This is a genomic window from Psychromonas sp. Urea-02u-13 (genome assembly GCF_002835995.1).
Lineage (GTDB): Bacteria > Pseudomonadota > Gammaproteobacteria > Enterobacterales > Psychromonadaceae > Psychromonas.
Genome location: NZ_PJBZ01000068.1, coordinates 78,106 through 95,785, shown reverse-complemented (window position 1 = coordinate 95,785; position 17,680 = coordinate 78,106). Strand labels below are relative to the sequence as shown.

18 protein-coding genes and 1 tRNA gene are annotated in these 17,680 nt (G+C 38.1%); 7 read left to right on the top strand and 12 right to left on the bottom strand.

Features of this window, described 5'->3' with window-relative positions; translation table 11 throughout:
- Nucleotides 1-4: 4 nt before the first annotated feature.
- Nucleotides 5-937 (bottom strand): chemotaxis protein CheV, encoded by a 933-nt coding sequence (locus CXF74_RS12935; RefSeq protein WP_101082850.1) that lies wholly within the window; start codon nt 935-937, stop codon nt 5-7.
- 118 nt (nt 938-1,055) lie between these two features.
- Here CXF74_RS12935 and flgA point away from each other — a divergent pair, with 118 nt between their 5' ends.
- From flgA to flgN, 3 genes are all read left to right on the top strand, one after another.
- Nucleotides 1,056-1,745: a flagellar basal body P-ring formation chaperone FlgA gene (flgA, locus tag CXF74_RS12930; RefSeq protein ID WP_101082849.1), complete on the top strand. Its 690-nt coding sequence runs from the start codon at nt 1,056-1,058 to the stop codon at nt 1,743-1,745.
- 97 nt (nt 1,746-1,842) lie between these two features.
- Nucleotides 1,843-2,151: a flagellar biosynthesis anti-sigma factor FlgM gene (gene flgM, locus CXF74_RS12925; RefSeq protein ID WP_101082848.1), complete on the top strand. Its 309-nt coding sequence runs from the start codon at nt 1,843-1,845 to the stop codon at nt 2,149-2,151.
- Nucleotides 2,152-2,171: 20 nt separating this feature from the next.
- Nucleotides 2,172-2,591, top strand: a complete 420-nt coding sequence (flgN, locus tag CXF74_RS12920) for a flagellar protein FlgN (protein WP_101082847.1) — start codon at nt 2,172-2,174, stop codon at nt 2,589-2,591.
- A 70-nt stretch (nt 2,592-2,661) separates the two neighbouring features.
- Here the strand turns inward: flgN and CXF74_RS12915 are convergent, their stop codons facing one another.
- Together CXF74_RS12915 and CXF74_RS12910 are read right to left on the bottom strand one after the other, a co-directional pair.
- Nucleotides 2,662-3,150 (bottom strand): LPP20 family lipoprotein, encoded by a 489-nt coding sequence (locus CXF74_RS12915; RefSeq protein ID WP_101082846.1) that lies wholly within the window; start codon nt 3,148-3,150, stop codon nt 2,662-2,664.
- A 57-nt stretch (nt 3,151-3,207) separates the two neighbouring features.
- Nucleotides 3,208-3,927: a FlgO family outer membrane protein gene (locus tag CXF74_RS12910; protein WP_232772518.1), complete on the bottom strand. Its 720-nt coding sequence runs from the start codon at nt 3,925-3,927 to the stop codon at nt 3,208-3,210.
- 238 nt (nt 3,928-4,165) lie between these two features.
- On the opposite strand from CXF74_RS12910, the gene CXF74_RS12905 reads away from it, so the two are divergent.
- Nucleotides 4,166-5,326 carry a flagellar assembly protein T N-terminal domain-containing protein gene (locus CXF74_RS12905; protein ID WP_101082844.1) on the top strand — a complete coding sequence of 387 codons (1,161 nt, stop codon included), beginning with the start codon at nt 4,166-4,168 and terminating at the stop codon, nt 5,324-5,326.
- Nucleotides 5,327-5,344: 18 nt separating this feature from the next.
- Nucleotides 5,345-5,420, top strand: a tRNA-Arg gene (locus CXF74_RS12900).
- Nucleotides 5,421-5,618: 198 nt separating this feature from the next.
- Here CXF74_RS12900 and CXF74_RS12895 read toward each other — a convergent pair.
- From CXF74_RS12895 to CXF74_RS12855, 9 genes are all read right to left on the bottom strand, one after another.
- Entirely contained in the window at nt 5,619-9,869 is a 4,251-nt protein-coding gene (locus tag CXF74_RS12895) for an NACHT domain-containing protein (RefSeq protein WP_232772517.1), read from the bottom strand.
- A 662-nt stretch (nt 9,870-10,531) separates the two neighbouring features.
- On the bottom strand, nt 10,532-10,852 hold the full coding sequence (locus tag CXF74_RS12890; RefSeq protein WP_101082888.1) for an NGG1p interacting factor NIF3: 321 nt from the start codon (nt 10,850-10,852) through the stop codon (nt 10,532-10,534).
- A 5-nt stretch (nt 10,853-10,857) separates the two neighbouring features.
- The gene (locus tag CXF74_RS12885) at nt 10,858-11,817 is read right to left on the bottom strand and encodes a DUF4382 domain-containing protein (RefSeq protein WP_101082842.1); all 960 of its coding nucleotides are present in this window, start codon (nt 11,815-11,817) and stop codon (nt 10,858-10,860) included.
- A gap of 145 nt (nt 11,818-11,962) precedes the next feature.
- A complete protein-coding gene (locus CXF74_RS12880) occupies nt 11,963-12,919 on the bottom strand; it encodes a biotin-dependent carboxyltransferase family protein (RefSeq protein ID WP_101082841.1) in 957 nt (318 codons plus the stop codon).
- Nucleotides 12,909-13,598: a 5-oxoprolinase subunit B family protein gene (locus CXF74_RS12875; protein ID WP_101082840.1), complete on the bottom strand. Its 690-nt coding sequence runs from the start codon at nt 13,596-13,598 to the stop codon at nt 12,909-12,911. The genes CXF74_RS12880 and CXF74_RS12875 overlap by 11 nt, the downstream gene beginning before the upstream one ends.
- On the bottom strand, nt 13,595-14,308 hold the full coding sequence (locus CXF74_RS12870; RefSeq protein ID WP_101082839.1) for a 5-oxoprolinase subunit PxpA: 714 nt from the start codon (nt 14,306-14,308) through the stop codon (nt 13,595-13,597). Before CXF74_RS12870 ends, CXF74_RS12875 begins: the two co-directional genes overlap by 4 nt.
- Nucleotides 14,305-15,084, bottom strand: coding sequence for a hypothetical protein (locus CXF74_RS12865; protein WP_101082838.1), 780 nt, complete (start codon nt 15,082-15,084; stop codon nt 14,305-14,307). Before CXF74_RS12865 ends, CXF74_RS12870 begins: the two co-directional genes overlap by 4 nt.
- Nucleotides 15,072-15,842 carry a tRNA pseudouridine(65) synthase TruC gene (gene truC, locus CXF74_RS12860; RefSeq protein WP_101082837.1) on the bottom strand — a complete coding sequence of 257 codons (771 nt, stop codon included), beginning with the start codon at nt 15,840-15,842 and terminating at the stop codon, nt 15,072-15,074. The genes CXF74_RS12865 and truC overlap by 13 nt, the downstream gene beginning before the upstream one ends.
- Entirely contained in the window at nt 15,836-16,183 is a 348-nt protein-coding gene (locus CXF74_RS12855) for a YqcC family protein (RefSeq protein WP_101082836.1), read from the bottom strand. Before CXF74_RS12855 ends, truC begins: the two co-directional genes overlap by 7 nt.
- A 114-nt stretch (nt 16,184-16,297) precedes the next feature.
- Between CXF74_RS12855 and CXF74_RS12850 the strand changes: the two genes are divergently transcribed.
- Both CXF74_RS12850 and CXF74_RS12845 read left to right on the top strand, forming a co-directional pair.
- Nucleotides 16,298-17,347, top strand: a complete 1,050-nt coding sequence (locus CXF74_RS12850) for a DUF3549 family protein (RefSeq protein WP_101082835.1) — start codon at nt 16,298-16,300, stop codon at nt 17,345-17,347.
- Between the two features lie 14 nt (nt 17,348-17,361).
- Entirely contained in the window at nt 17,362-17,676 is a 315-nt protein-coding gene (locus CXF74_RS12845; RefSeq protein WP_101082834.1) for a DUF3301 domain-containing protein, read from the top strand.
- The last annotated feature ends 4 nt before the right edge of the window (nt 17,677-17,680 follow it).

Sequence of the window (17,680 nt, the reverse complement as noted above, 5' to 3'; positions counted from 1 at the left end):
CTTATTATTTATTTTGGTCATCTAAATTGATCACCTTTTGTACGGCAGTCGCTAATTCATCAGGATTGAATTTAGCGATGAAATCATCTGCCCCTACTTTTTCAACCATTGCTTGGTTAAAAATACCACTTAACGAAGTATGTAAAATAACGTGTAAATCAGCAAGGTCAGGGTTACCTTTTACTTCTGATGTTAACGTATAACCATCCATTTCAGGCATTTCTACATCTGAAATCATTAATGCATAACGATCTGTAACAGGTTGTGTTTTAGATATTTCTTTTAACAGATCCAGCGCTTCTTTACCATCTTTCACTAAATCACACTCAATACCCAATGCCGTAATCGCACGTTGAATTTGCTTTCTTGCAACAGAGGAGTCATCAGCCACTAATATTTTCTTAGTACCAATTTTCTCTTGAATGTTTTCATCAATAATTTCAACGGCTACTTCTGTATTTACAGGCGCAATTTCATCAAGAATTTTTTCTACATCTAATACCTCAATCAAAGAACCATCTATTTCAGTGACAGCCGTTAGGTAGTTATAACGCCCGACACCGTTAGGTGGTGGTAAAATATTTTCCCAGTTAATATTGATAATACGCTCAACAGAACCGACCAAAAAACCCTGAATAGAACGATTATATTCAGTAATGATAATAAAACGCTCTTCAATATTTTCTATTGCTCGACCACCCGTTGCTAAGTTCATATCAATAACGGAGATAGTTTGTCCCCTGATATGTGCAATCCCACGGATCGCATGATGTAACTTAGGCAGTGCAGTCAAAGGCGGGCATTGTAAAACTTCTTTTACCTTAAATACATTAATACCGTAACGCTGAATACCACCCAACTTGAATAATAGTAATTCAAGTCTATTTTGTCCGACTAATTGAGTCCGCTGATTCACCGAATCTAACACACCAGCCATATTATTTTCCTTATTATCGTATAGGCATTTACTGACAAATCGTTCTATAATACTGGTATTTACATGATTATCACCACGTAATTTCACAGTGTTCAATTACTCCAATAGGGCAATTACTTTGATACGTTTTATCTTTCTTTTTCTTAGTTTAGGCTGCTCTTACAGTTTTGCTGAGACTAATTTTCGAAAAGAGTTAGAAAACTTCGCTCAAACACTTGTTTTTGATAAATATCATTCATTATTTGAGCTACAAAAATATGAAAAATTACTGTTAAAAGTAGCCCCTTTAGATAAGCGCATTAACTATCCAGCTTGTGTGACAGGTCTTATCGGGGAAGTCGTCAAGAATAAAATCAAAGCAAGTACCTCTGTCAAAGTTAGTTGTCTCGATGAAAAGAGATGGACCACCTATGTACGTGTGCGCGTTAGTGTCCTGCAAAAAGCAATTGTCGTCACTAGCTCCCTTAGTAAAGGTCAGGCGCTTAACCCAAGCAATATAAAATCAGTTTTCATCGACAAATCTCGCATCCGCAATGGCAGTTTTAATAAACTAACTTCTCTTTATGGTGCACGCTTAAAGCGCAACTTAAATACCAATAAAGTCATTAAGAGCCGTGATGTTTGTTTTGTGTGTAAAGGAGATAAAGTAACGATTAATGCAAGTAATGCAAGCCTATCCATAAACGCCTCTGGCATTGCACTTAGCGATGCAAACATAGGAGGAACAGTAAGAGTGAAAAACAGCCGTACACAGCGGATTGTCGTGGGTACTGTTTATGCTCTTAAAAAAGTAAAAGTATCATTTTAGAAATAGTTACTCTTTTTTCAAAATAAAAGCTAAAATAGCTAAAGAAATAGTTAAGCGTGCCGACATTGTTAATATGTAATCTTTTTGGAAGATAATTATGAGTCTAAATATCAATCGCCAAGCGACGCAAAAAAACATCGTTATTGAGAAGAACCAAGCTCAAAAACAACAAGATGTAGGTAAAAAGGAAGTAGATAGTGCTGACAAAAATAAAGATTCAGTACAGCTAACATCGCAAGCAAAAAGTTTGAATAAAATGCAACCTGCCGGTGAGCCTCAAGTTAATAAGCAACGTGTTGAGTCACTTAAAGCAGCTATTTTAAATGGTGATTACAAAATCAATACTGAAAGATTAGCTGAAAAACTCAGCAAGTTTGAAGGTGATATTGGAAAAGCATTCGCTTAAGTACTTAAGTAGATAAAATTATGCTCTCAGAACAACTATTGCAACAGTTAAAAAACATCACTGATCTACAAGTTGCTCTTGCAGAGGAAAAACGTTGTTTAACAGAAAAAGACTTCTCTTCATTTAGTAATATCCTCTTTGACAAACAAAAGCTATTACAAAACATCGCAACATTAGATGCGCAACTCAGCATTGAAAAGACCCTGCAAGTTATACAACAAAGCGCCGAATTAACGGCTTTAAAAGACTCGGTTGAAACAAACTTACAAGCGTGCCAAAAATCAAACAATGTGAATGGAAAGTTAGTTGAATTAAGTATGAAAAGTAACAAGCATCTCATGCAGATTTTGAAACAAGCAAAAGGCAAAAATAGCATCACCTACGATCAAAAAGGAACACTAAATACAGGGCGACTACTTGGAAAAGATATCCAAGCTTAACACTGTCATTATACGTTCATCCTAGCAAACCTATTTCCCCCTCAAAAAAATCTCTTAATATTTATTTAATTTAATAATACACAGAAGGTTTCACTCTGATCGTTTTTCCAGCTTGCTGACTCGCTTCAGTCTTCTGTAAAAAAAGTAACGTTTGCATGTCAAACTCTAACTCAGTGATATAAACCCCACCTTCATGGTAGCTTTTTAAGATGCGTGCTCCACGAACCAGCCCCTTTACCTGTGCTTCTATCTTATCATCAATTAATACAGCACCTTCTACGGTGTCATCAGCGCGGATTAGCACACCATGTATTTGTTCGACCATCTCTTTGTAGGCTTCTATTTTGGAGGCTTTAATGGCATTTAACATTTTCAAATCAAAGCTATTACCAGGTTGTGCATCAATTGAAGCATAACCGACAGAGGTAAAAAGGGATTTTTTTATTACTTCTGCTTTTTCTTCCGCTGTAGGTTCAGGCACTACAGGCGGTTTCTCAGCGAAGTGGGCGCAAGCAGATAGCAGAGGTATTATTAGTATTGCAGATAGATATGATTTCATAAAAGTTTCCTAGCTTATTTATTACATTTGAAAATGCAATAAACAAGCCAACTTTTATTATTTGACGAGGCGAACTTGTGATTTGTTTTGCTGTACAAAGCGACTATCTCGTTGATAATACTTTTTACTTTGATAATCGTATTGCCCACCAACAAACATATTATGGGGAACAAAAGCACTACTCGTTGATTCAACTAAGTTTGAATCGGCATTAACAATACGTATATTAAAGATAACGCCTTCTTCATTACGTGACATTGTCCCAGTCAAGATACGGCGTACATCAACGCCTTTATTTAGCTTTTTCCAATCACGTGTTAGCGCAAACTCACCCGCATCCGTTAACTGAATATTGCCTGTTAATTTAAAATCTACGACACGTAATTGTCTAATATGTAATTCATGAATAAATTGCTCAGACACTGTCTGCCCTAACCAATTAGTCACAGAGTGATCATTCAAATCAACAATGGAGGTTAATGCGATCGTTTCATTGTGATATTTTTTCGGGAAGTTATATAAAAGCTGATCTGCCATTTTACTGACAACTTCCGATAATATTAACGATTTTTCGCCATTAAAAGAGTATTGATGTCCATAACCATTAGATTCAGTTTGCACACCAGATTTTTCTTGGTTCGCATCTTTTTCTACATCAGCTTGGCTAAAGGAATGAGCAACATAATAATATAAATATTCGTCGCTATTTTTCCGTGAAATCGTAGGTTGAGGCTCACTTTGAACCGTATTATCAATAGTGTCGTCAGTCTCGTGCATTATACTGCACCCTTGTAAAAAAAGGACTGCTGTGGCAATTAATAATAATTTTTTCATAGATACCAACCTTGGATAATACGATAATTCATAAATTAAGTTATCGGCAATCATTTACATAACTTTAACATAGAATTGAATAAATATTTTTACCAAAAAAATAAGCGTGGTATAGATCTTGCTTCCTAGTAGATATTATCAGCATTCAAATTAATAGCAGTGATTTATCAAAGGTTACCCCATGAATAAATACATTTTATTTTTTTTAGTTATTTTCTCAAACACGCTCCAAGCCCAATGGTTTGAGTCTTCCGCCAGCGCTAGTGTTATTGACAGTGATTGGGACAACGCGCGTGAACGTGCGATTAAAAAAGCGGTAAAAAGTGCCCTTCTTTTTTCCGGCGGTACAATCTCTAGCTTACAACAAGTTACCAATGGTGTATTAATTGAAAATAAATTAGCCTTAAATAGCGAAGGAGAAATAAAAGCATTAACCATCATCGATGAACATCGATACGGCGAGGTTGGTGGAGAAACTATCAGTGTTACGCTTAAGGTCGATATTCAGACACCAGAGGAAATATGCTACGGCAGTAATTTCCCAAAATCCATTGCACTGACACGATTCAAATTAAACACACCAGAACAAGCCACTGACGGCAGTATCTTTGAGATTAACAAACTGATCAGCAAGACCCTCTTTAATCAGCTAAAACTTTCACCGCAAAGCTTAGATGTTCGACAATACATAAACTCTCCCGTTAAATTAGGTGAGCAATATCAAGACAACAAGCAAACCGACACCTTAACTTCACTTGCAATGACAACTGATAGCCAGTTTATTGTCTACGGTGAAATCAACGATATTTCAGTCACATTCAAAAGTAAAAACTCTTTAAGTTACTGGACATTGAATCCAAAACGTCACTTTTATATTACAATTTACCTTTACGATGCATTACAGGGACACTTAATTTCTAGTAAGCAATATCGTACTCAGGCACCTTGGCAATATGACAAACACGAAAAGGCAAACCTACAAAGTAAAGAATTCTGGCAAAAAGACTATGGTCAAGCCATTATTGCGTTGCTCGATGAGGTAAATATTGATTTAGAAAATAAACTGCAATGCCAACAACCGACTGCAAAAGTGGTTTCTGTTAATAACAATAGCCTGCAAATCAATCTTGGAAAGAGTAATGGTATTACCAATGGGTCTATACTTTCGATATTCTATTCGACCAGTCAAAAAGACCAGTTTGGTATTGAACGTAATTCAAAAAGCCAATATCAAGGAGCAATGAAAGTGATTGAAGTTGATCACAATAGTGCCATTTTACGCACACTAGATAACCTTCCACTGGGTAACATACAAATTAATGATTTAGCTCGCATTAAATAGTTGATACACTTCATTTATCTCTTCATAGCTCAACAGGATAGAGCACCCGCCTCCTAAGCGGATGATCGGGGTTCGAGTCCCTGTGAGGAGACCACGTTTTACAAGACCTATAGGAATAGTAACTGCAAACAAATAGATAAAAACAAAAGAAAAGGTGTAGTTAGAAAATATTTTTATTAACTACAGAATTAGATCACTTAAAAAGAGATCTAATTCTGTTAATTATTTTAAGCATTTCAAAAGTTTCATTTGTAATAGGCTTAACGTTACCACGCAGCTTTCATACCTATGCCTATGAGTCACAAACTAAAGCTCTTTTACCCATATCAATAACAACTACCTCTATCTCTTCTATGCCAATATTTTCATGGGAAATAGTTTGCCAGTAGTCTTTCATAGCAGACGAAAGGCCTTCAATTCCTACTAACTTACCTCCGATCTTCCATTTTTTATTTGTAGACAAAGAGACTAAAAGAAATACACCATTACTAGCAGATCTTTCTCTAAGGTAGTCGCCAACCAATTGATTTCTTAATCGCTCACATAACTTTGGACCACTCCAACTTTTATCAAGTAATTTTAACTCGATAGGAACTGGCGATGCGATACATGGATTAGCAATCCAAATATCCATACGCTGTTCATTAGCCAATTCAGGCTCTTCAGCAATAGTATAATGCCCTTTGCTATTTAGCCTTAACATACCAGCAATGAGTGTTCTCACCTCATTTTCTGTCTTAGCTCGCTGCCAAGTCATCCAAGGGCTATCGTTACCATTCTCAACCCAATCCTTGATTATATTTAATTGCTGTACTGCCAATTCAAAAAGCTGGCCTTGTGACTCTGGAATAATAATGTTTGATTTATGGAATTCTTTAAATTTATGAGCAGACCAAGGAGCCATGTCTCCTTGGGTCTCTGCTATTCTATAAGCACGTTCCAGCATCCAAGGCCTACAAGATTCATCGGGATTAATATCAATTAGAGATTTTATAGCGTAGTAACTAGCTTTACTTGGCACTTCTATCAAATAATTAAACAGCATATCTCGTGAATTTTGGGCATCATCACGAGTAGTTGGGCTATAAGCTCCTTTACCAGCTCTTTCAAGGTCTTCACTTAATTTGATATACTTATGCGTTAAAAGATATAGAGATTTTATATGCTGTACCGTTTTGAATCTTCCAGCGCTGTAAATAGATTTACGAGACATTCTGCTTCCTAATAGTGCAACGATAAATATTTCCATCGCACTTGTCGCCTCCCCTTGATCTAAACTAGCTAACCAATGTTCAAGTTTTGGAATTCCTATATTGGGCACACTATCAACTAACAATGCAAACCACCAAGCCGCTTCGTCACTGTTTGATTGATTCGTGGCTATATTCTGTTCAGCTAATTGAGATAGTTTTTCAGGTTCAGTTCCCCCCTCAATTAAGACCCTTACACAGAGTTCTTTTTTTAAAGAAACAGAAGTAGTTGCATGCATTAAATGTTCTAATATTTTAGAAGCAATATGCACATTCAACCAAGGAGCATAATAGACTAAATCATGTAGTATATGATTTATCCCCCCCTCCTGCTTGTGCTCCTCCAATTCCCATACAACCTCTTTTAATACAGAAACTTCCGTTTCCTTAGGGAACTCTTTGTGCATATTCTCAAACCAGCTAGGGAAACAATTCATATCCCAAGTGATGTAGCGTAGTGCCCTATTAATTTCAGCATTATTTAACGATTTTGGAAAGTCATCGACTTCTATAGCTTCTATTTCCAGCCCTGCCAGTGCAAGTATTAATGAGTAAGGAATAGAGTTTTCAAGCTCCTCTTCTGATCTTAGTTGTGGCTTGTAATTTCTCCAATGCAGCATACAAAAGTTTTTGTATGCTGTTGCCACCTCTTCGCCAAATTCAGGAATTAACATCTGCCATTTTGAGTAATCAAAGCAGTTATAATCTGAACTCTGTTTTTCTAGCTCTCTCATTAAACATAAATGATCATTAGAAATCTCTCCAATCGCAACTAGTGGGTTTTTAATCCTCTGAGGGTTATTACGCAATGAAGCAATCCACTCTCTTCGGTTAAACTCTATCTTCACCCTTTCATCTTTAACCTTCGAAGCACGCTTCACTCTATCGTCTTTAAGCTTCAGATCATATTCTGAAGCTACGGGGTTTAACAGCTTATCTAATCGCTCTACTAGAACACCACTTCCTTTTACAGCACTCTTTAGCTCCTCTAGCATATTATCTTTAGGCTCTAATTGTAAATACACTCTATAAGCAGCATTAAGGGCAACTAACCGATCATCATTGAGCGAACGTCTCTTTATGCAAGATAATAAGTAAAAGAAACAACTTCCATCAAGGCACCAAAAATGATCTATATAAGAAATGCGATTATCATCAGTAAAAGTGTTGCCTTTAGCGTCCGAGTTACTTCTGGCTTTATCGATACTGTACCAATATAGCGCTTCATTCAACTCAGACCACTGAGGAACCAATTTTTTCAAATCATGCTTCAGCTCTTCTGAGCTATCCTGTCGCCAAAAATTCATTTTGGCTGCACTTTCTAAAATAGAAAGCGACGTCTTCGAGAGCACATAATTATCCCTATCAAGGGTTAGCTTTTCTATACATTTTAAAGCTACGCAGAGTAGCCAAGCATAATGTTCTGATACTCGACATTCACTCTTATCAAGGTAAGGCGCAGTTTTTAAATAAGGAAATATTCCATCCAAAAATGTAACAATAATTTTCGAGCTTGCACATTCGATAAACTGGGATAAAAAATAGCTTAACCTTGATGATTCGAATTCTTCGTACCGAGCTAGTTTAGGAATAGAATAAAGAAGTAATTCAATAGAGTTTTCTGTTGGTGTCATTCCATTAATTAGTTCTACTAATATTTCTCTTAAAATAACATCATGATTATCGTTTATATCCTCCCATAATAATTTTTTTTGCTCTTCCGTCCCACAAGTCATTGCGGCTCTAATAGATACAATTATTAAGTACTTCCCTCTATTGCTATTACTTATAATTGGCATTAATAACTTAATACAATTAGCCATATTTCCTTGCCATACCAATCGAGCAAGGAAGAAAATAACGTCATCATTATTGCAATTAGTACTAATAAGATTAGAAACATATTCTGATAGATCAGATTGTGCAATTCTTGCAATAGAATCGTTATTCCTAATAGAGTATTTATGACTATCGTTGGCAATCCTAATCACAATATCTGACAGTATTTTTTTTCTTACAGGTAGTGGTAGCTGGGATGGGTCTCCTTCTTCAACTGCAATTTCAGGTTTAATATCTAAAGCTTTAATACGTATGTTGTCATCAAATAAGATAAGCCATGGTAATAGAGGACGAAGTAAAGGAGTTACAATGGTTTCACCAAAAGATTTTTTGAAAAAATAAGATTCAATCTGTAAGCGGTCACGTCCACTTTTGAGTAATTTAACAAAAAACTCTGCAGCTAATAGCTCTCTTATATCTCGATGCCTGAATCGAACAGCGCCATAGATAATGTCATTGAATAGCGCGCTTTCGAGTAACGTTTTAACATCCTCTCGATCCCAATCAAATAAAATTGTATCTGCATCAATTCCTTTTTTATCATGTAATGAATCAGGGATGTTAATTCCAACATTACCAGTTAATACAACAGCGGCGGCTAAACGTTGTGCACCATCACGAGCTTTATCTGCATTCAGGGCAGTGCGCACATCGCTATGATTCTCTGCAAGTCGAATATCAATATTTTGTTGTAAAAGGCTTAGACGCCCATCAAGTGAACTATCCTTCTCCCACTTAGTAATAATAAGATCTAAATCGAATGGCCTTTCGGCTAGACCCCAAAGACTAAGCCTCTGAACTTCATTTATCAGCCTATCAATACCTTTAGTTTCACGAGCTTTGCAATAAGCAGATATTCTGTTTTTATCTAAGGGATTTAAACCGTATACTTTAAGTGTACTACTAGGTTGGCTATCTGACTGACTTGTCGCAGAAGATGGAATGAAAAGGTGATTATCCATTAAAAGTTGATCGGCTTTAACTCTCCAACTATAAGGCCGACTAGAGACGTATATATGTGCTCTGTGAGCCCCTTTTTTAATGCCTTGGGCAAATAGTCGTATGGCTTTATCAAATGCCCTTGGGCTCGACAGTTGCGCTTCATCTACAGAGTCTAAGAAAAACCAAGCTTCTTCACTTGAGGCTAACCAACCATTAAAAGCATCTTCATCACCAACCTCAAAAGCCTCAGAAAATTGATTAACAATATATTCTATTCTAATAAAAAAAGAGAACTTTCCTTCCTTTTTGACCAGCTTCGCTCTTTCCGTAAACTCTACTGTTTTTCCAGCTCCAGCTTCGGCTAAAACCACGCAACGATACTCTCTCAATAATTCTTCCCACGAATCAGGTTTTCCAAATACATGGCGAAGTGATACATCATACTCATCCGTATCTTGCTTATCTTTTGAAACTAGAGAGAACTGCCTATTTAATGATATATATTTCGACATGACAACATCTAAACCTGCATAAGTTGTGAGCATATGCTCAATGTCTAATATTCTACTAGTCCTCTATACTGATGCAATCGTAAAATCATTTTATGATGCCTTATAGAGTGCATTTACTGATTACTTCAATCTATTTAACCCATGCCTGATTATCAGGTCTTTAACCTTGAATTTGCATAAGTTTTCTAGGACGCTTCATGGCCCATGTTGGCCAATCTGGGACTCCCAAGTCTTTTGGCTGAATTTCAGAGTAAAAAATTTGGTTAGGATTTTAATCTTTAATTTAACGCTACACAACGAGGCTGCGGGAATCCCCTTCCATTTTTATTGCTAAGGTGTCGCTGATTTAGCAAGGGGCGACAGGACGTCGCCACTAAGCTCAGTCAGCATATGGATGTGCTGTTTGAGCTGGTGCGTTTAAAGGAAAGTAACTCGCTCAAAAGGCGAAAGCGACACAAACCAAGTTAAACTACAGACAGGATGAGCGTAGACGAACAGAAAATCACGGCCAGAGGCTCAGTTCTTGAATCTTGAATTCACATGAATTTTCTAGGGTGCTTTATGCCACTTTGCGATCTAGAAAGTTAAGTCAAAATGCCCCAAAGTGTCTTATAAACCTATAAATGAGTGGCCAACATTACCTCCCCGCTATAGGTTGATAATTAAAAATCCTGTAATGATTTAATTTCAATCACGCTGTAAGCAGGGGTTTCAAAAGGATGCGCATTAATCAAAGCCTGTAGTACGGTTTTGATTAATGCTTTTTCGCACACCATTTCTACACGATATTCAGCTAAGCGCTCTAGTTGGTCCACCTCTCCAATGAATGCATGACTTTTTTTTAACGGCCGAAACTGCCCTTGCCCTAATACTTGCCAAGCGCATGAATCGTAGTTGCCTATTTTACCCGCGCCCGCTTTGAAGAGTGCAGACTTAACATGTTCGCAATGGCTCTCTGGTACGTAAAAAACGAGTTGATACATAACCATTACAAATCAGCAAAGACAAAGTTTAATACACGTTTTTCAGTGCCAACCTGCGTCTCTAATTTTTGCTCGAAGACAATGCTATTGTCTTCTTCAGGAAGATCGTCACTATCACAGCTAAATGCAACGGTATAATTGCCCGACGTAACAAATCCAACTTCGTACTCATAATCAGTTTCTCCCTTATACGTCACCATCGCACTCGCATAAGGCAGTTGTGATTCATCCCCACCGTTATCCGCTAAATTTTCAATCGCTAAATCAAAACCCTGATATAGATAAACGCTACCAACAATATCGCCGACCTCAGGATTGCTAAGGGTACAAAAATCATCGGCATCGACACTACCCGCTACCGTTGCCGACTCACTGTTATCCACTAAACGTACGCCACGCGGTTTCAAAAAATAGTAATCTAAGCCTACAGGGTTAGTCATGCCTTTATTAAGATCAAACTCCGCGGTTAAGTCTATGACCCCGCCAATCACGGCTGTAAAACCATCTAACTTAAGTTCATTTGAAGGAACTTTAATGGCTACAGTTGTTACATCATCATCTGCAAATACCCCGTAAGACCCCTCAGACATAATTAAACGCAATTGAGAATAATCACCCGCCTCAATAATTATCCCTTCAAGCAACGTAATATAATCAGCGCCGGTGAACATTTTAAGGTCAATCGCATAACTGTTTTTGTCAACGCATAACTCATCCGCATAAAGAGGGTTAGGCGTTAAATCAAGCAATACATCGGCGACTTCACTTTTAAGTTCAATTTGGGAGAAACAGATAATCACTTTGGAAAGGGCTTCAACGGGAGCATCACTGACGGACAATGAAAATGTCGTGCCACTGCTCGCTGTTACACTACCGCTACTTGAATTGCTGGAGCCACTTTCTCCACCACAACCAACTAATAGCAACAATGAAAAAAATGGAATAGATAAGGTATTTTTTAACATGTGGTTCTCCTTTAAAACAATGCAGCGACACTGTAATTTTAGTTTAAAAGACAAGGAGAATGGCGGGTAACAGGTCAGAAAATGGTCAAGATAAAATTTGTTATATAAAAGATGGCGTTAACGGGGTAATTTGACTCTTTTTTGTCTATAGCGACACATTAAAAAAACGTAAACGCTGCAAATAACGTAACTGTTCTGTTGCTAAATCCGTGCGTTTAAAAGTAATTTCTTTCCCGCTACTCTGCTGTGCAAGTAAACTTAAATCACAGCGACTGACACAGCCAATTTTAGGATAACCACCTAGTGTTTGCCTGTCTTGCAATAAAATAATGGGCTGTCCATCGGCAGGTATTTGAATGCTACCAAGGGCAATCCCCTCAGAAACAACCCCACTTAATCGGCCATTAATCGCCGGTCCCTGTAAGCGCATTCCCATGCGATCATTTTGTTTATCAATATGATATTCGCTGTTATAAAAACGTGTTTTTTCATTCATTGAAAACGCGTCACACTGGTAGGATTCAATCACTGAGAGTGTCACTGATTGCTTATAATCAGGGATAAATTTGCAAGGTATTTTACGTTCAGGCGCGCAGTTCGTTAGTGCTGTGGCGGGTAAAAAATCATTATCTTTTAGTGCGTTTCCATCGCCATTTAATCCACCAATGACATTACGTTTTACACAACTCACACTGCCTAATATTGGCTTAACAGTAAACCCATCCTTAATAGCAAGGTAAGCACGTACGCCACTGGTGGCAAAAGAGAGCAATAAACGCTGTCCTTTGTTTAATACAAATGAACAATTATTTTTTTGCGCTTGTCGTTGACCCGATACATACAGGATTTGTGCATTCATCGGCGCACCTGTTAATGCGAGTTGCACCGTTGCTGTCGCTTCAAATTCAGCTTGTCCAAAACAGATTTCAAGTAACGGGCAACTCGCTGAATTACCCAGTAAATAATTCGCCCAGCCAGCCGCTAGCTCATCACAAAAACCACCTTGGCTTAATCCTTGTTGTGCTTGGTTATATCGCCCTTGATCTTGCAGTTGAGTAAACAGCCCTGCTTTGATGACTTGTAAGCCTGCATTATTTCTCATCGATCACCTTACCGCCTAACTCAATAAATTGTTGATGAGTAATCGCTTTAAATTTCACCCTGTCACCAATCTCAAAGGGGCTAATCGGATGGTTGTTAATATCAAAAAGCATTACCGGACAATTGCCAATTATATGCCAACCACCGGGACTATCACTTGGATAAACGGCGGTTTGTTTATCGGCAATCGCAACACTACCCGCGGGAACAAAAGCACGTGGAGACTGATGCCTAGGTTGGCATATTTTATCATCAAGCTCAGCTAAAAAAGCAAAACCTGGCGCAAAACCAATGGCACACACTTGATAGGTTTTATCCGTATGGCAGTGAATAACGTATTCAATCGACAACTGCTTTTCAGTAGCGACTTTATGTAAATCCCAGCCCACTGAGTCATGGTAATAAACCGGTAATTCAATCAATTTCCCTTGCAACGTGCGTGTTTGATTACTTTCCTCACAGAGATTAATAAGCAGAGTTTCTGCGACTAATGGCGTTATGTTTAAGAGATTAAATTGCACCAAAATAGTGTTATAGGAAGGTGTGATATCAAGTAATGTATTTGTGGGGAAGTTGGCGTTAATTTGTTTGACTAAATGCGCAATTGTTACGGTTAATGAAAGGTCGATATGATCACTGAGTGTGATTAAAAAACAGTTTTCATTAACCGCCTTTATCATGCCAGCAACTTAGCTAATTTTGGTATCTGTTGCACAGCAATCGGGTTATCGCCATGCACACAAATAGAATCAACCTGTAGCTTAATCACCTTGCCATTAATCGTGGTAATCGTTGATGTTTCCACCAGCTGTTTCACTTGTTTCTCTACTTGTTCTGGAGTCGCTAATAAGGCGCCTTTCTCGCTGCGCTTAACCAGATACCCAGCATCATCATAACCTCTGTCGGCAAAGGCCTCTAACATCAGTGTAACGCCATTTTTTTTAGCGATCTGCTGATAATCTTGTAACGCAGGATGCGCTAAAATCATTAACTTTAAGGGCGCGTCAAAACAAGCAATCGCTTCAACGATTGCGCTAAAAACCAGCTCACTTTGCATCATCTGATTATATAACGCACCGTGTGGCTTTACATATTCAACATCAACACTCTGTAACTTAGCTAACGCTTGTAAAGCCGCTACCTGAGAACAGATAAGATGCTTAATTTGCTCTGCGCTTAATGACATAGGTAAACGACCAAAGTTTTCTCGGTCGTTATAACTAGGATGCGCGCCAATAGTGACATTGTTTACCTTCGCGATATTAATCGCTTCAGCCATCAAATCAGCGTCACCCGCGTGCACACCACAGGCAATGTTGGCTTGCCCAATAAAGGGCATTAGGCTTTTATCACTATCAAAACCTTCACCGACATCGCAGTTTAATTTCATAGACTGGCGCGTGGTAAGCTGTAGTTAGTCGTATGGTCGCAACTGCCATCGGATTCACAGTCATTGTTACCATCGCTATTTTCATCCCAACTGCTGTGCATTCTTTCTACCGTTTCAAAGCTTGAGAAGTTATTTAATAGTTTCAAATAGATAACGTCATTTTTTGTTGGGTAATCCGCATAAGCTTGGTGCTCACCATGATTTTTAAAATCAACTTGCAGGTAATCGTTGAAATAAGTAATTTTCTCTTCTCGAATACGATTCCCTAATAATGCAGAATCTAAATGTACGCTCTTTTTAGATTTCATATCGTAAGAAAATAAGCCGCTATAAACAAACACGCCTTTACCAACCGTATTGATAATAAACGGTGCTGCATAATGTACTAAGCCACCTTCCGCTTCATTTAAAATAACCATTTTAGACATATTAAGGTAAAGCAGACCTCGATCATAAACCGCTTGCTCATCACCCGTCGCTTCTTTTAATAAGATTTGGTAATGGCCACGAAGATAATAAACTTCCTCAACGGTTTCCACTTTATCAATCTCAACCTGAATATCGGTTTCAGGGTAAGTCATGGTAATGGGATAACCCGAAGAAAGGCTTTCATAAATAGTTTGTGTGGTTGTTTGCTCACACACTTCTTCTGTTGCATTCCAAACACCCGCCACTTTTTGACACTCTTCAGGGGAGTTGATTTTACTTTGTAAAAAATACAAACCCGCTAAGAGAATGACCACAACTAAGATAATACGATTGGCTATTTTGTGCATGTTTCAACGTCCAGATTAAGTTTAAGTAATAATGAATTAAAAGTGTCATCAAGTGGTGCGTGAATTTCCACTTTCTCACCCGTTACTGGGTGTGTAATGCCAAGAAATGAAGAGTGTAATAACAAGCGATCTGAGTCGAAATTATCACGGAACATCTGATTATGTTTACCATCACCGTGTGTGGTATCACCGATAATAGGGTGGCAAAGGTGTTTCATATGACGACGTAATTGATGACGGCGCCCGGTTTTAGGAACCATTTCCACCAGCGAATAACGTGATTGTGGGTAAGGACGTACCGCGATTGGTAATTCACAAAATGAGAGTCCTTTGTAACCGGTTTGCGCTTCCTGTGCTTCTTGATCTTGCGAAGCATGTTTATCAGCAATTTTATCCAGTTTCTTTTTCAGCGCGTAATCTAAAAAGCCTTCGCCAATGTGACCACGTACCACGGCTAAATAACGTTTTTCTGTTTTTTGCTGTGCAAATTGTTCCATCAAATTTGTCGCATGACTTTTATCTAATAAAAACAATAAAACGCCTGAGGTGGGTCTATCTAAACGATGTGCAGGGTAAACATGCTGACCAATTTGGTCACGCAACTTCTGCACGGCAAACTCTGTTGCATGGCTATCAAGCCAACTACGATGGACCAATAGACCAGAAGGTTTGTTAATCGCAATCAGGTATTCATCGCGGTAGATAATGTCTAAATCAGGGAAAGCAGGTTGTTCTATTTCTAAAGGTTCTTCTAACATTTTATTTTCTCGTTAATCACTAAATCAATGCGCGTAATCACAGCGATAAGCGCACCACTGTCCATTACTCGCACTTTAAAATATTCTGTTGCCATTGGCGTTATCGCCATTGCACTAGGAAGTGCTAAGCCTAATTGTAATAGTTGAGTCATCTTTTCAATAAAGATAAATTGTAACCACTCGGGGAAATTTAATGTATCGATAGCAAAAGGTTCGACACTGGCTAATGCTTGCTCGCAGGGTCTGTTTTTTTGCCATAAATTTAGGGCTAACAATTCACTTTCTAACTCGCGTAATAGACGCGCTAATAACTGTCGTTTTTGTTGTTCAAACTGGTGCATTTTATAACTCTGTTAAAACCGTCACTTTGTAGCGCGTTAATATAACATTACAGGGATCAAAGTCGTATTGATTCCTGATATAATCCCGACACGTTACGCACAAAAGAACTTTTTATGAATATAAATACGCTTACCGATTTTTTACAGCAGGCTCAGTGCCAATTTCGCATCTATGATTTAGGGCGTAAAGTCACTAAAATTTCTAATAGTGCTTTTCAGAAAATAGCTGAAAATAAATTACCTTACCCATACCCTATTCAACAACATGCTTTTATTGGACTGACTTTTTGGCAGGCCAATAAACAGCAACAAGATCACTTTGTTTGGTTTTTAAAATTACCGGTCGATGAACAAGGCTTATTAAAAATAACCGCGCAAACGAGTTTTATAAAAATGGTAATGGAAGCCATGGGTGAAAACCTAACCGGCGATATGAGTGAAGACTTGCAAGAACGTTTAGCGAGCAATCCTTTTATTTATAAACCGGCAGCTGAAAAACTCGCTATTTTTAATGCCATTATGAATACCAACTTCGTACGCCCAGCTTCTAGCTTTTACCCTGCAGCAGTACAATATTTTTCAGGTAAAAAACAGTGGAATGAGTGGCAAGAAATAGGTATTCAAGGTATTGCCGATGTTTGTGCTCGCCTTAATTACGATGATAACCAACAAACACTGATTAATGCGTTACCCCATTTGCCACAGCAACCTTTGCAATCATTAGCGTTATGTTTAGAGCATCAGCATGACATTAATAGCGACTTAGCAGCGGCTATCGCAAAACAGGCAGATCTTGAATTACAGGCGAATCATCAAGAAAGTGCCATTTTGTTATTACGTGCTCTTTCAAGCGCCCCTGCTGTGGGTATTACTAAAGCATTATTTGATCAACAAATTAATTCTGACCTGATTCATAACGAACATTGGTTTGTCTGTATTGCAGGTCGTTGTTGGTCATTACTTGAAGATGAAACGTTACTTAATCGTTTCTTTGAAGCGCTGGCGAATCACCACAGTTCATTGTTCCCGCAACTGTTTATCGACTTAGTGGCGATTCCTGCATTGCGTGAAAAAGTATTAAAACAGCTACGTTTAACCGCGCGTTCACCCGCGTTATCACAAGCAATTGGATTGCTATTTTCTGGTGTACAACCAGCTGCATAATAAGGATTAACACTGTGATAGATCTACTTTTTATTTTATTTGTTGTGTTTTTTTTCACGCTTATTTGGAAACTAAGACAGCAATCTGAATACGCAAAAACATTAATAGAACAGCAATGTGTGAAGCTAGATCTTCAGCTACTCAGCGTATCACGTTCAAGCTTTAACTATAAACTTGGGCCTAACTTCCTTCAGGCAAGTTTTACTTTTGAATTTAGCAGTGATAACGAAAACAATTATCAAGGAAAACTGTTACTTTCAGGCTTACTTCGCCCTCGGTTTGAGTTACCCGTTTACCGTTCTTTTGACTCAACAGATCAATTTCACTAAAGGC